The following is a 14,753-nucleotide window of genomic DNA, read 5'->3' as shown; positions in this document are numbered from 1 at the left end:
CAAATAAAAAGCATCCTAGACGGATGCTTTTTATTTCAATGATATGTACTTAATCTTGATTAATCAAAATAACTGCTGGACCAGCGACCACCACTCCAGCTACTTCTATCTTTTCAAATTCCTTTACTGTAATAGAGATAACTCCTTCTCTTTCCATCAATTCTTTACTCAGGACATCAGTCGGGATTGCTTTCACCGTCTTACCTCCTTTTCATTTATACAATATGATAAAATGAAACTTTAATCAGTGGGGGTTTTTTCCGTACTTATTAATTATTACCCCTCACCAATCGGACTAATAATCACCCAATGCATCTATATATATGCATCACCTCCGCTTTCATTCCTTATTCCACTCAAAAACCTTCTCCCCCTTCCGTGACATATTGAAAAATAAAAAAGAAGCTATAACATATAGCTTCCCTCTACATTTCTTTAATCTTTATGCACCGTATATTCCATGACTTTTCCATCTCTATCAAATTGGAAAACAAGCTGTTCGCTATCTATTGGAATAAAGCCACGTTCAGTCCCAAGATAATACAAAGTGATAACTCCTTCTTCCCCACTTCTCGTGTCCGTTGAAGCGCCTAACAATTGTGTAATTTCTTCATTTGATTTCCCTATTAATTTATATTTTTGTAATAGATCATCTACCATATGTATCCGTTTCTCTGCATGATTTAACCATCTATTTTGATTAAACTTTGACGTATATTCATTTACACTTAGTTGTACAGTGCATACTATTAATGGTATGAGTGCTACTATTAAAACCCCAGACATTTGCTTCTTTTCTTCATTACGATTTTTAGAAGCATATAAAATAACCCTTTGAACCATGACTAATAAAACAAATGGTATGAATACTACAAAAATGCTCCTTACACTTAAGGGCATATGGATCATATCGATGACGAATATAAATAGAATGTACATTACTATATACAAACAAAAATAGACATACAAAATGCCACGTAGCATAGCGCTCAGAAAGATCCCCCCTTTTAACTCACTATATAATTCATCCTGCTAATCATTTCTCGAATCTGTTCTAATTCTTGCACTGTATATACTATTTTCCCTGCTAAGATTTCATTTCTGAAGAACGTTACAATTTGCTCCCGATCTTTTAATCTAGGTGTTTCCTCACTAGAAAGATCTATTATTTCTTTTCCATTTTCATTATAAAAATATACAACTGGTTTTACCTTTTCTTTTATACTATTAGTCTGCATTTCTTTCAAACAATTGTATAAAATTTGAGATAGTTTCTTCGCCTTATATACTGGATTCCCTTCATTTTTCACTTGTATAGTTGACGAATCTTTACCTACTATATATTCAAATGTCTCTTCTTTTTCAACTTCTTGTTGATACTTACCCATTTCATCAATCATAAATGAATATATACCAGCATTTTCTTTCGTTAAACCATGAACTAATTTCTCTTCCCATTCTTTCGTCTCAAGTAGATAAATACCAGTTTTGCACAAGATGAGATGATGGATTCGATTATCGTTTACTTCACTATTATTTTTAATAAAAACATTCGGCATGATTTGAATTTCAGCATCTAATATGATGCCTTGCTCTATGAATCCTCGCTTCATATAATGTAATGTTTCGTACGTATTCATTTCAGCGCCGTTTTTAGTATATTCTCGTAAATTTGCAATTAATTTTTGAAACATATGTATTTCATTATTATGTTTATTTTGTATTTCACTACGTTCTTTACTATGCTGCACAGCTAATTGATTTTTCATCATACGCATATTTTCAATTTCTCTATTTGCACTTACTTGTAAATCATTGTATTTTTTCTGTTCCATATTTTTCAAATTATTTTGTTGTTCTGTATGCTCTATCACCGTAGCTGCAATTTCATTTTTATACGTTTCAATCGCTTGTTTCTTTTCAAATTCTACTTGCTGACTCTCTGATTCTAACTGTTTATTTTTATAAAACAGCACAAATACTACAGCTAATAATATTAAAACCGCACCTATTAGCACATAATTCATATTTTTACCCCTTTATTTCATTTTCGATTATTTTTTATAAATATATCTACTATAGTATACTATGGTTTCGATACAGACTTTGTAAAAGTTGTATATTTTTAATAAAAGGCACCTCTGACGGGGCACCTTTTATTTTCACTCTATTGTACACCATACTGAATATAACTTGGATCGTAGTATATCCATTGATTTGTCCCTAAGCAAAGCCATCCATCTTGCTTACTCCATACTCGATACGATTCACCATGATGTAACTGTCTTATAACATTTCCTTTTAATGATGGAGCATCACGCAAATTTACATTATCACCAGTAATAGTCGCCACATAATGTTTATACTGAATATAACTCGGATCATTATATACCCACTGATTTGTCCCTAAACAAAGCCATCCATCTTGTTCTCCCCAAACTTCATATGTTTCGCCACGATTCAATTGGCGAATTACACTAGACTGCAAAGATGGTCCACTTCTCAAATTCACATTATCTCCATTAATTATAGCAACCCCGTACACTGGAGTTGCATTATTAGGCGGAGAAACATTCCCTCCACCACTTGCTCCATTCCCTTGTAAAGCTTCTAGTGAAACTGCAGCTGATACATCACAATTTCCTACACCTGAAATTTGTCCAGAATCTGTGTACTGCCATGCTGTCCACGCTGTCCATCCACCAGCATCAGCAGGCGGTGTACTCGAGTATTTAGCAATCCAAAGTGGAATATCACTTAATCCGCTAATTCCGAACTCATTAATATACCAAACTCCTGTATATAACATTACATCTTTTCCAGTAGCCTGTTTCACATAATTTATGAAGCTTCTTGCCCAATTCGATATAGCGCTACCAGTTAAATTACTATTACTCGGATCTTTTGGTGATTCTAAATCCAGAACTGGCATTAAGTCTGTCTGGTTACTTTGTAATATACTCACAAAATATTTCGCCTCTGAAATTGCATCATTTTGTTCTGGACGTGCAAAATGGTATGCACCAATTAATACATTCGCACTTCGGGCTGCTTGTACATTTTTAGTAAAAGTAGGATCAATGTAATTTACACCTTCTGTCGCTTTTGCATACGCTGCTGGAATTCCAGATGCCTTCACTGCATTCCAATCAATATTCCCTTCCCAATGAGACACATCAATTAACGTAACATTTGAACTCGATCTGTTTTGCATATAAAATCTCCTATTAATTTTTTTACTTCGTATACATACAATATGTACAAATTTCATAAGAGGACACGACATTTATGCTATAGAAACAAAGAGTAAATATATTTTGTATACAAAATAAAAAAGACCTTGTATTTACAAGGCCTTTTGCAAACTCCCTTTATTTTGTAACAAGTACATATTATAATACAAACCTTGCTCACTTAGTAATTCTTGATGTGTTCCTCTTTCTACTATCTCTCCATCATGCATCACAAAAATTTGATCTGCATCTTGAATTGTAGATAACCTATGCGCAATGGCTATCGTAGTTCTACCTTTTCGCATTTGTTGCAACGCTGTTTGAATAGCCTCTTCTGTTTCTGTATCGATATTAGCTGTTGCTTCATCTAATACTAATACTTTCGGATTCGTTGCTATCGTTCTAGCAAAAGCAATTAATTGTCGTTGACCGCTTGAAAATGCTGCACCTCTTTCTACTACTTCTGTTTCATACTGCTCTGGTAACTTTTCAATAAACGTATTCGCTTGCACAAATCGAGCAGCTTCTTTTACTTCTTCATCCGTAATTTCTTCATTATACATACGAATATTTTGCTTTACATTTCCAGCAAATAAAAATGCATCTTGCAATACGAGTCCTATTTTCTTTCTAATTTCTCGTTCTTCAAATTTTTCTAAATCTACACAGTCTATTACAATATTTCCCGACTTAATATTATAAAATCGCATTAACAAATTCATAATCGTACTTTTTCCGCTACCAGTATGCCCAACAAAAGCAACCGTTTGCCCTTGTTTCACGTGAAATGATACATTTTTTAAAACGTCACGCTTTCCATCATATGAAAAAGTAACATTTTTAAATTCAATATCTCCATCGACAACTTGAGGATTCTCATTGCCTTTTTGAACCGGTGCTAAATCTTTCTCGTCCATTAAATGAAATACACGTGATGACGAAACAAGTGCCTGTTGGAAAAAGGACAATTTCATCATCATCTCATTTACAGGTTGGAAGAAACGATGTATATAGTTAACAAAAGCATATAAAACTCCTACTTCAACAGGGCTCTTTAAAGCATCAATCCCAAATAAACCTAGTACTAACGCAATAGCTACAATATGTACTAAATCCGTAGCTGGTCGTAAAAGTAATGCGTCTAACTTCAAAGTACGTCGCCCTGCACTATAATGTTTATTATTCACTTCTTCAAACTCTTTTCTCATACGTTTTTCTTGTCTGAACACTTGAACAATATTCATTCCTTGTATGGACTCGTTCAATTTTGCATTTAACACGCTTAGTTGATTACGTACTTCTAAATAAAAAGCTGCACTTTTCCGGCGATATAATACCATAATCGCGAACATTATCGGAATTAATATGAGAGAAAATAACGCTAATTTTACATCTAATAAAAACATCGCTATTAAAATACCTACTAAAAAGACTACATTTTTCACAAATGTTGATAATACACTGACATAAAAATCTTTAATCGCTTCCGTATCATTCGTTATACGAGATACGAGCGTACCAATTGGCGTACGATCAAAGAAACTTAATGACAGCTTTTGAACATGTTCATATACTTCAACTCGCATATCTTGAACAATCTTAAAAGCAATGTTCTGAAAGTACAATAGATTTAAATACGTAAATAATACTTTTAATAAATGAGCAACTATGTAAATTACAAATAAAGTAACGAGTGCTGATCGTTCAAAATCCCGCGGTACTAGGTGTTCATCAAGGAATTGTTTAATTAAAAAAGGCCCCATCATTTCCGTTACTGTCGCACCAACTAAAAAGATAAATGCTAAAGATAGCAACCCTTTATATGGCTTCATATAAGAAAGCAATCTACTTAAATCACTTCGCTTCTTCTCTACCATCATACGCCTCCTTTCTCGACTAAAGCTTCTAATTGCTGGCTTTCATACATTTCCTTATACCAGCCGTTTTCCTTCATTAATTCCTCATGTGTACCTCTTTGTACAATTCTACCTTCATCAACAACAAGAATAAGATTAGCATGCTGAATTGCACTTAATCGGTGTGCAGTAATAATCGTCGTTTTCCCTGCTCTTTCCCTCTTTAAGGCACTTAAAATTGTCTCTTCTGTTTTTGCATCTACCGCTGATAAACAATCATCCAAAATTAAAATTTCAGCATTTGTTAATAAAGCACGAGCAATAGAGATTCGCTGTTTTTGACCACCAGATAACGAAACGCCTCTTTCCCCTACTACTGTTTCATATCCTTCTGAAAATTGGAGGATATCATTATGAATACAAGCAATCTCTGCAGCTTGGGTAATTTCATTATATGTAGCATCCGCCTTTCCAAAGGCAATATTCTCACCAATACTTGCTGAAAATAAAAAATGATCTTGCGGCACATATGAAATGGCAGAACGGACACCATGAAGTGTTAAATCTCGAATATCTCGCTCCCCAACTTTTAATTCACCATTAAAATGATCATACTCACGGATTAAACATTTTAATAAAGTCGTTTTCCCTGCACCTGTACGTCCTACAACTCCTAGCGTTTCGCCCTTCTTCAAATCAAAGTGAATATCGTTTAAATGTAACAGTTCATTTTTCTTATACGAAAATGAATCAATGGCAAATGAAACATTACCGCTCGCTATCGTATGTACAGCATTTTCTCTATTTACTACATCTGATTTTTGTGAAAGAATTTTTTCTACACGGTCATATGAAGCACGCCCACGCTCCATAATATTGAACAACCATCCAAACGCTAACATTGGCCAAACGAGGGTACCTAAATATGTCGTAAATGTAACGAGATCACCTACTGTTAATTCACCTCTTACAACTAATACCGATCCGTAACATACTGCAATTAAAAAAGAAAATCCAACGATAAGAGCGATTGTCGGATCAAATAACGAATCAATACGTGCAACTAACACATTTTTATGCACAACATCTTCTGATTTTTTTCGAAACGCCTGCAAATCTTCTTTCTCTTGTCCAAGCGATCGAATCACTTTCATTCCACTCATACTCTCTTGCACTTTATCATTAATTTCCGAAAACGATTGCTGTGCTTTATGAAACCTTTTATGTAATAACGTTCCATAATAATTTGTCGAAATGGCTACAATCGGCATCGGAATTAAACTTAACAATGTTAACTTCCAACTAATTGTAAAACCCATCGCTACGAGTACACATCCCCCAACAGCTAATGAATCAACAAGCGTTAAAACACCCGCTCCAGCAGTTTGCTGGATTGCTTGAATATCATTAGTCGCATGTGCCATTAAATCACCTGTTCGATTTGACTGATAGAAAGATGGACTCATCTTTGTAAAATGTTCATATAAATTTTTTCGTAATTGGCGAGCTAATTTTAACGAAGACCCGAAAATCATAATACGCCATATGTAACGCAATATGTACATCGTAATACCTACAATTACTAATAGTACAACCCATTTTAGTAACTTATCGGTCGTCAATGTTTCATCATTAATTTCATCTACAACGATTCCAATTACTTTTGGTGCTACGAGCTCTAAAAGTGCAACGCCAAATAATAAAATAATTCCGGTTATGTACGCTCGTTTTTCTTGTTTAAAAAACCACGCTAAATTCATAAACACTTTCATTTTTTTCCTCCTCCCTTAAAATGAGCGATGTTTTCAGTTTACCAAAAATACAGAATTTTTAAAAGTTTTAAAAACTGTAACTAACAAAAAGAAAGACACTCTTAGTGAGTGTCTTTTAGCGCTTATTTCATTTGTTGCTTGTTCATCGCGCTCATCATTTGATTGATTTTCTTTTGGGAAGGTTTTTGTCCCATTTGCATCATCATCATTTTTAACATTTGTTCGTTAATTGGTGGATTTTTTTGTAAGTAATTCATCATGTATTTGCGGGCAATGAAAAATCCTAACGCCACGCCTGCTACTAGTGCTACTACGCCCACTAGAATACCTAACCAAATTGGCATATATTTTCCTCCTTCATGTTGTCTACCTTACAGTGTACTAAAACCTTTTCAATAAGACAAGATACAATTCGACATTTTTTACACATATGTTCGTACTTGTTTTAGAGGATTCAGCCATCCGTACTTTGTATTTTCATAATCCATAGCTAAAAATGTTAATTCACACTTTCTTAACACCTCAAAGAAAGTCGTTTCCATAGAGACATTTCCAGAGGTATTCATACGAATATAGTGCGGTTTCACCATTATTTCACCGTACTCCGCTCCCGTATAAAGTGTATGTGTATGATGTGTTCTATCATATTTACCAAGAACGCGCAAAGCTTGTTCTAATTTATGATGAATTTTCATTACTTGCAATGGTTTCGTTATATACATCATTTGTTTATATAACACTTTTTTCTCCGAAAGGGACCCAGATTCTGAAAATCGAGCAAATAAATCAAAAAACAAATATTCACGACCAAAATAAGATTTCGCAATATCCTCTTGAATTAAATACAATTCATACGTTTTCATTTTTCCCCTCCCAATCTGGACAACCTTTTCCCTTCATTATATATAAGAAAATTTGCAATGATTGTCTGACTGCGGAGAGATAAAAAACTTTTTCTGTCGAAAAAACTCATTTACATAGAAAAATCTCTCCATGCCGGAGAGATTTTTCTGAAATCATTAAAGCATTTCTTTTACTTTACGAACAACGTTCTCTACAGTAAATCCATACTCTTCCATAATCTTCTCACCAGGAGCAGAAGCACCGAATGTATCGATACCTAACACATCTCCTTCAAGACCTACGTAACGGTGCCATCCGAATGTAGCACCCATTTCGATTGCGAAACGTTTTGTTACTGCTTTTGGTAATACAGATTCTTTGTACTCTGCAGGTTGAGCTTCAAAACGATCCATAGATGGCATGCTGACAACAGCTGCGTCAACGCCGTCCGCTGCTAATGCTTTTTGAGCTTCAACAGCTAGGCTTACTTCAGACCCAGTTGCAAGTAAGATAACATCAGCCGTTTCTTTCTTGCTTGCAGAAACTACATATGCACCTTTTGCTACTTTTTCATACGTATCATCTTTTGCACCTTCTAATGTTGGAAGGTCTTGACGAGTTAATACTAAAGCAGTTGGTTTGTTTGTAGATTCTAAAGCCAGTCTCCAAGCTGCAACAGATTCGTTACCATCAGCTGGACGGATAACAGAAACGTTCGGCATTGCACGAAGCGCTGCTAATTGTTCGACTGGTTCATGTGTTGGACCATCTTCACCAACAGCGATACTGTCATGTGTGAATACATACGTTACTGGCAATTGCATTAATGCTGCAAGGCGAATTGCTGGACGTAAGTAATCAGAGAATACGAAGAACGTACCACCGTAAGTTTTTAAACCGCCATGTAATGCAATACCGTTCATTGCTGCACCCATTGCGAACTCACGTACACCGTACCAAATGTTTTTACCGCTGTAATCGTCTCTTGTAAAGTCTTTTTCGTTATTCATGTATGTTTTGTTAGAACCAGCAAGGTCAGCAGATCCACCGAAGAATGATGGTACAGACTCTGCAATTGCATTAATTACAGCACCAGAAGAATTACGAGTTGCTGCTTTTGATCCTAATTCATAAGTTGGTAAGTTTTGCTCCCAACCTTCTGGAAGTTGACCGTTCATTGCTGCTTGGAATTCGTTTGCTAATTCTGGGTATGCTTGCGCATATTCACCTAGCATAGTGTTCCACTCTGCTTGCGTAGTTTCACCAACATCTTGTACTGTTTTACGGAAGTTGTCGTATACCTCTTCTGCTACGTGGAAGTCTTGTTCAGCAGTCCAAGCATATGCTTCTTTCGTTAATTTTGTTTCTTCTACACCAAGTGGAGAACCATGTGAAGCTGATTTTCCTGATTTGTTTGGAGAACCGAAACCAATTGTCGTTCTTACTTCAATTAGCGTTGGGCGTTTTTCGTCAGCTTTCGCTTCTTCAATTGCTTTCGCGATTGCTTCAATATCGTTTCCATCCTCAACACGGATCACTTGCCATCCGTATGCTTTGTAACGATCTTCTACACTTTCAGAGAATGAACGATTTAAATCGCCATCTAATGAAATATCGTTTGAATCATAAAGCACAACAAGACGACCTAATTGTAAATGAGCAGCTAATGAAGATGCTTCAGCAGAAACGCCCTCCATTAAATCTCCATCACCACAAATAGCGTATGTATAATGATCTACTACATTATACGCATCACGGTTATATTTAGCAGCTAAATGTCTTTCAGCCATTGCCATACCTACAGCAGTTGCAATACCTTGTCCAAGTGGACCAGTCGTTGCATCTACACCAGCTGTATGACCGTACTCAGGATGTCCTGGAGTTTTGCTTCCCCATTGACGGAAGTTCTTTAAGTCATCCATTGTTACATCATAACCAGATAGATGAAGTAGGCTGTATAATAACATTGAACCATGACCTGCAGATAATACGAAACGATCACGGTTAAACCACGTTGGGTTATTTGGATTGTGTTTCATAAATTGAGTCCATAATGTATAAGCCATCGGTGCTGCACCCATTGGCATTCCTGGGTGACCAGAGTTTGCTTTTTCAATCGCATCGATGGATAATGTGCGAATCGTGTTGATAGAAAGTTGTTCGATTGAATGTGACATGCTATTCTTCCCTTCGCTTATATTAGTAAACGTTTTATACATTTATATGATAGCTTCCCACGCAAGATTATACAACATGTATCGACAAATATGTTGATATTTTTTTGATTTTTTATAAAAAAATCAATGTTTCCGGGAATGTATGGGCATTCAATATGACATACTTTTTCATTATTTTTATTTTAAAAAGAAAGAGAATTATCTGTATATTTATACAAATTTCTTCTATACTTACGTTTTTAAATACGTTTTTAAAAATATAAAAAGCATCTAACTTCGATGCTTTTCAAATAAGTTAAACAATCCGTTTGCGAATCGAACTTGAAATCAAATCAATTATAATTACCATTAAAATAATACCTAATAAAATAATCCCAACACGAGACCAATTCCGTGAACTCAGCGCAAAAATTAAAGGTGTACCAATCCCTCCTGCTCCGATAACCCCTAAAATCGCAGCGGATCGTACATTAATTTCAAATCTGTATAACGTATACGATAGAAAGTCTGGTAACACTTGTGGTAACACTGCATACCAAAGTATTTGAAAACGGTTTGCTCCTGTTGCTAGTAACGCTTCCGTCGGTCCTTTATCTATGTTTTCAATTCCTTCTGAATATAGTTTTCCTAACATTCCAATAGAATGTAATCCTAAGGCTAATACTCCTGCAAAAGAGCCTGGACCAACAGCTTTTATAAATAAAAGAGCCATAACTAATTCAGGAAACGTACGAACAAAACTAAGTACAAATTTTCCAGATCCTGAAGTTAATTTTCCACTACTCATATTCGTTGCCGCCCAAAAGGCAAACGGAACAGATAAAAATGCAGAAATAAATGTACCTAATATCGCAATTGCCAACGTATCAATTAATCCATGCAATAAATCTTCACCATCTGGCAAAGATACATACGACCAGTCTGGATTCAATACCCCTGTCATAATTGCTTTCGTGATTTCACCTGCTGTGTCCTTTATCCCTTCTAATGGTACTCCTGAAAAGGCCCAAACATAAACAAATGTAATTGCTATAAAAATAACCCAGCGATATACACTCAGTTTCTTCGGTTTTGGCACAATCATCGTCGTTCTATTCATTATAGTTTCTCCCGCAACAATGTACTAATGTAGTCAATTAACAAAACAACAATAAGGGTATAAATAATTATAGAAGCAGTTTGTTGATATTGTAAAAATCCAAGTGTACGATCATAATATAGTCCAATACCACCTGCTCCTACTAAACCTAGGACAGCCGCTGCACGTACATTCACCTCAAATGTATATAGTACATAGGAAACAAAGTGTGCTTTTACTTGTGGAATGACTCCATAAACAATCCATTGCACCTTAGTAGCCCCTACAGCTGTCATCGCTTCTAGTGGGCTAGGGTCAATTGATTCAATTGATTCATACAACAATTTCGCTACAAGTCCAATTGAAAAAAAAGTAAGAGCCAAAATACCTGGAAGTGGCCCAATTCCAAAAATCGCTACGAAAATAGCCGCCAATAATAAATCTGGTATCGTTCGTATAAAATTTAAAATCATTCGAGCTGGACTATATAAAAATGTGTTAGTAAACACATTACTTGCTGCAAACAATGCAAGTGGAATAGCTAAAATCGCTCCTAAGGTCGTCCCAATAATCGCCATACGTATTGTATCTAACATCGCTGTTGTAATAACTTGAAAATAACTCCAATCAGGTGGCACCATTTCTTTCAATAGATCTACCATATTTGGAAAACCGTCTACCAGTTTTGAAAATGATGCATCTACTTGTACACTACTACTCCACAGCATTAAAATAACTAAAATAAACGTTAACATATGTTTCAATTTACTCGGCGGCTTCGGTATTTCATTTGAATATATCGTCATGTCATTCATTTTACTGCCACCTCTAATAATTCGCTTTTCTGAGCAACGTCCCCATAAATTTCAGCAAATTTTTCATCCGTTGCTTCTTCTACTAAACCGTCAAAAACAATTTCTCCTGCATGTAATCCGATAATGCGTGTCGCATATTGTCTAGCCAAATCAATAGAATGTAAATTTACAATTGTCGTGATTCCAAAATCTTCATTAATTTTTTTCAAATCATCTAGCACTTGCTTTGTCGTAAGTGGATCTAACGATGCAACAGGCTCATCTGCCAATATGATTTTTGCTTCTTGCGCCAATGCTCTAGCTATCGATACACGTTGCTGTTGTCCTCCTGATAATTCATCAGCACGTGCATATGCTTTTTCTAAAATATTCACTCTTTTTAATGCTTGAAATGCGAGCTCCACATCTTCTTTCGGAAACAAACCTAACGTTGTACGTAGTGTGGAATGATATCCAACACGACCAGCTAATACATTTTTTAATACTGTTGATCGCTTTACAAGGTTAAAACTTTGGAAGATCATACCGATATCCCGGCGCATACGCCTTAATCCTTTTCCTTTCGCAGAAGTAATAGACTCACCTTCAATAATGATTTCTCCTTCGGTAATCTCATGAAGACGATTTACGGATCTGAGAAGTGTAGATTTTCCGGCTCCGGATAATCCGACCATTACAATAAACTCACCTTTTTGAATCTTTAAATTTATATTATTCAATCCCTTTGTGCCATTCGGATACATTTTGGAAACATTTCGAAACTCTATCACACATCTTACCTACTTTCAATGTATTATCAATAACTAAAAAACGGCAAACTAACTGAAATCTCACACCTTCCAGCTAGCCGCCATTTCACTATGTATTATTGCGTCTTCACTGTCTTTCCATATTCACGAACAATATCAAATTTACTATCATCAGATTTAATATATCCTTCATGGGAATATACTTCTTTAATGATTTTACGGCCTTCCTCATTTTTTCCAATTTCAATGAAAGCATCTTGTAATTTCTTACTCCACTCTGCATCTAAATCCGAGCGTACAGAAATTGTATCGTTCGGAATTTTCTCAGTAAATTTCACTATTTTCGTTTGATCAAATATATTCGGATAATCTTTTTTTACAATATTACGAGCATCTTGGAATACAACAGCTGCATCTACATCACCATTTAAAAGTGCAATAAGTGACTGATCATGGCCTTTTAATGTAACAGGTTTCACATCCTTTAGCGGATCAATTCCCTCTCGTATATTAATATTTAAGCCCTATCTCAGGCTTAGTTTTTCTCTCTAATAAGAGTCCAGTAATAAAGAAAATACTTGGACGTCTCAAGATATTTCTAGATAATGGTCTTAGGATCATTTGGGACAATTCTGTATTCCCCTGTGGATTTACCACACGAAAAGAGTGTTTCTCAGTGAACGCGCGGGGCTCCCTACTCGCAGGCTGAGCAGCCTGATCCTCGAACCTAGATGTTAGTAGCTCTAGGGCGGCTTTCGATTCAGGACTAGCTCTTATACACGAGGTTGTTGGTCGGCGTACACACTAGAGATATCTCGAGACGTCCAAGCAATGATTCTAAATCGAAAGGAGGTCTCTTACGTGAGATTATTTGTTGGTCTAGATGTAAGTTCGTTTGATATGAAAGTTTGCTTTTTAAATGGTGAAGGAGAAAAGCTAGATTCTTTTTCAGTCAGTAATGACTTACCAGGTGCACAGGTACTTAAAGAACGATTATTACAGTGCACAACCAATCAAGAGGTTGAAACTTTAAAAATCGGCTTAGAATCTACATCTGTTTACAGTTTTCACCCATCCATGTTTCTCCATCATGACGAAGACTTAAAAAGATTTGGCACAAAGGTATTTCTTCTAAATCCAAAACAAGTCGCAAACTTCAAGAAAAGTTATTCAGACATGAATAAGACTGACGAAATTGATGCCTTTGTCATCGCTGATTATTTACGATTTGGGCGAAATCAAATGTCCATCGTGAAAGAAAGTCAATACGTGGCATTACAGCAATTAACAAGAGCTCGTTATCAACTCGTTAGAATGTTGACAAAGGAGAAACAACATTTTCTACAACACCTAAGTTATAAATGTAATACGTTCTCACAAGAAGTCGATTCTTCTATATTTGGTAACGCCATGATGGAATTGTTCCTTGAAAAATTCAGTCTAGAAGAGCTAGCTGACATGCCTTTAGAGGAACTCGCTGAGTTCCTACAGGAAAAGAGTAAAAATCGATTTGGTGACCCGAAATGTGTCGCATCAACCATTCAAAAGGCTGTTCGCACGTCGTACCGTTTAGATAAGGTGGTAGAAGACTCAATCGATATTCTTTTAGGAACATCAATCGAAATCATTCGTACCTATCAAAGACAAATTAAAGAACTAGAAAAATCTATTAAGCGGATCATGGCTGGATTAACGCAAACATTAGAATCCATTCCTGGAATCGGGCCTATATATGCCGCTGGTATTATCGCTGAAATTGGCCAAATCGAAAGATTTGACGATGAAACCAAAATCGCAAAATATGCCGGGTTATATTGGCGTACATACCAGTCTGGCCGGTTCACCGCTGAAAATACTTCATTATCTCGTAATGGGAATCATTACTTGCGGTATTACTTAGTTGAAGCCGCCAACTCTGTAAGAAAGCATGTATTGGAATACCAAGAATATTACGCAAAAAAGTATAATGAAGTACCAAAACATCAACACAAACGTGCACTCGTTCTAACCGCAAGAAAATTTGTGCGATTGGTGGATGCGCTACTACGTAATCACCAACTCTTTACGCCTGAAAGGTGTGTGAAAGTGTGACATAAAACTTGTCATCGCTACCTTTCAATCAATTCCAGTATTTTACATGCGGTGCTGGTCTAGTTTCGTGATGTCTTTTTTAAGCAATTTGTCCTTTGATAACTTCAAAATATATTATTTTTCAGTTGACATACTACCG

General features: G+C 35.8%; 13 protein-coding genes and 1 pseudogene. 1 reads left to right on the top strand and 13 read right to left on the bottom strand.

The window, feature by feature from the left end; genetic code table 11:
- Positions 1-49: 49 nt before the first annotated feature.
- The 13 genes and pseudogenes from MHI28_RS28855 to MHI28_RS28795 form a co-directional block, all read right to left on the bottom strand.
- On the bottom strand, positions 50-196 hold the full coding sequence (locus MHI28_RS28855; protein ID WP_000644411.1) for a BC1881 family protein: 147 nt from the start codon (positions 194-196) through the stop codon (positions 50-52).
- 239 nt (positions 197-435) lie between these two features.
- On the bottom strand, positions 436-984 hold the full coding sequence (locus MHI28_RS28850; protein ID WP_000943748.1) for a hypothetical protein: 549 nt from the start codon (positions 982-984) through the stop codon (positions 436-438).
- A gap of 23 nt (positions 985-1,007) precedes the next feature.
- Positions 1,008-2,027 carry an NERD domain-containing protein gene (locus MHI28_RS28845; protein ID WP_017763516.1) on the bottom strand — a complete coding sequence of 340 codons (1,020 nt, stop codon included), beginning with the start codon at positions 2,025-2,027 and terminating at the stop codon, positions 1,008-1,010.
- A 140-nt stretch (positions 2,028-2,167) separates the two neighbouring features.
- Positions 2,168-3,214, bottom strand: coding sequence for a GH25 family lysozyme (locus MHI28_RS28840; RefSeq protein ID WP_001181414.1), 1,047 nt, complete (start codon positions 3,212-3,214; stop codon positions 2,168-2,170).
- Between the two features lie 132 nt (positions 3,215-3,346).
- Entirely contained in the window at positions 3,347-5,110 is a 1,764-nt protein-coding gene (locus tag MHI28_RS28835) for an ABC transporter ATP-binding protein (RefSeq protein WP_000229515.1), read from the bottom strand.
- Positions 5,110-6,861, bottom strand: a complete 1,752-nt coding sequence (locus tag MHI28_RS28830) for an ABC transporter ATP-binding protein (protein WP_000862447.1) — start codon at positions 6,859-6,861, stop codon at positions 5,110-5,112. Before MHI28_RS28830 ends, MHI28_RS28835 begins: the two co-directional genes overlap by 1 nt.
- A 122-nt stretch (positions 6,862-6,983) precedes the next feature.
- Positions 6,984-7,205: a YneF family protein gene (locus MHI28_RS28825; RefSeq protein ID WP_001123317.1), complete on the bottom strand. Its 222-nt coding sequence runs from the start codon at positions 7,203-7,205 to the stop codon at positions 6,984-6,986.
- A 78-nt stretch (positions 7,206-7,283) separates the two neighbouring features.
- Positions 7,284-7,724, bottom strand: a complete 441-nt coding sequence (sirA, locus tag MHI28_RS28820; RefSeq protein ID WP_000860652.1) for a sporulation inhibitor of replication protein SirA — start codon at positions 7,722-7,724, stop codon at positions 7,284-7,286.
- A 156-nt stretch (positions 7,725-7,880) separates the two neighbouring features.
- Complete coding sequence (gene tkt, locus MHI28_RS28815) at positions 7,881-9,881, bottom strand: transketolase (RefSeq protein WP_000019774.1); 2,001 nt, start codon at positions 9,879-9,881, stop codon at positions 7,881-7,883.
- A gap of 295 nt (positions 9,882-10,176) precedes the next feature.
- Entirely contained in the window at positions 10,177-10,980 is an 804-nt protein-coding gene (phnE, locus tag MHI28_RS28810) for a phosphonate ABC transporter, permease protein PhnE (protein WP_001082385.1), read from the bottom strand.
- Positions 10,980-11,774 (bottom strand): phosphonate ABC transporter, permease protein PhnE, encoded by a 795-nt coding sequence (phnE, locus tag MHI28_RS28805; RefSeq protein WP_000999244.1) that lies wholly within the window; start codon positions 11,772-11,774, stop codon positions 10,980-10,982. Before phnE (MHI28_RS28805) ends, phnE (MHI28_RS28810) begins: the two co-directional genes overlap by 1 nt.
- A complete protein-coding gene (gene phnC, locus MHI28_RS28800; protein WP_000569232.1) occupies positions 11,771-12,544 on the bottom strand; it encodes a phosphonate ABC transporter ATP-binding protein in 774 nt (257 codons plus the stop codon). The genes phnE (MHI28_RS28805) and phnC overlap by 4 nt, the downstream gene beginning before the upstream one ends.
- Positions 12,545-12,639: 95 nt before the next feature.
- Positions 12,640-13,032: pseudogene (locus MHI28_RS28795) on the bottom strand (phosphate/phosphite/phosphonate ABC transporter substrate-binding protein); the annotation flags it as partial.
- Between the two features lie 352 nt (positions 13,033-13,384).
- Between MHI28_RS28795 and MHI28_RS28790 the strand changes: the two are divergent.
- Positions 13,385-14,614 (top strand): IS110 family transposase, encoded by a 1,230-nt coding sequence (locus MHI28_RS28790; RefSeq protein ID WP_100909797.1) that lies wholly within the window; start codon positions 13,385-13,387, stop codon positions 14,612-14,614.
- The last annotated feature ends 139 nt before the right edge of the window (positions 14,615-14,753 follow it).

The organism is Bacillus sp. FSL K6-0268 (genome assembly GCF_038005425.1).
In the GTDB taxonomy this organism is placed as follows: domain Bacteria; phylum Bacillota; class Bacilli; order Bacillales; family Bacillaceae_G; genus Bacillus_A; species Bacillus_A thuringiensis_S.
The sequence above is the reverse complement of the archived record's forward strand: the minus strand, read 5'-3'. Positions and strand labels throughout refer to the sequence as shown.

Excerpts from the sequence above, each read along its gene's own strand:
- MHI28_RS28840 (WP_001181414.1), bottom strand. The coding sequence starts at position 3,214 with ATGCAAAACAGATCGAGTTCAAATGTTACGTTAATTGATGTGTCTCAT.
- tkt (WP_000019774.1), bottom strand. The coding sequence starts at position 9,881 with ATGTCACATTCAATCGAACAACTTTCTATCAACACGATTCGCACATTA.
- phnE (WP_001082385.1), bottom strand. The coding sequence starts at position 10,980 with ATGAATAGAACGACGATGATTGTGCCAAAACCGAAGAAACTGAGTGTA.
- MHI28_RS28830 (WP_000862447.1), bottom strand. The coding sequence starts at position 6,861 with ATGAAAGTGTTTATGAATTTAGCGTGGTTTTTTAAACAAGAAAAACGA.
- phnE (WP_000999244.1), bottom strand. The coding sequence starts at position 11,774 with ATGAATGACATGACGATATATTCAAATGAAATACCGAAGCCGCCGAGT.
- MHI28_RS28850 (WP_000943748.1), bottom strand. The coding sequence starts at position 984 with ATGCTACGTGGCATTTTGTATGTCTATTTTTGTTTGTATATAGTAATG.
- sirA (WP_000860652.1), bottom strand. The coding sequence starts at position 7,724 with ATGAAAACGTATGAATTGTATTTAATTCAAGAGGATATTGCGAAATCT.
- MHI28_RS28845 (WP_017763516.1), bottom strand. The coding sequence starts at position 2,027 with ATGAATTATGTGCTAATAGGTGCGGTTTTAATATTATTAGCTGTAGTA.
- MHI28_RS28835 (WP_000229515.1), bottom strand. The coding sequence starts at position 5,110 with ATGGTAGAGAAGAAGCGAAGTGATTTAAGTAGATTGCTTTCTTATATG.
- MHI28_RS28825 (WP_001123317.1), bottom strand. The coding sequence starts at position 7,205 with ATGCCAATTTGGTTAGGTATTCTAGTGGGCGTAGTAGCACTAGTAGCA.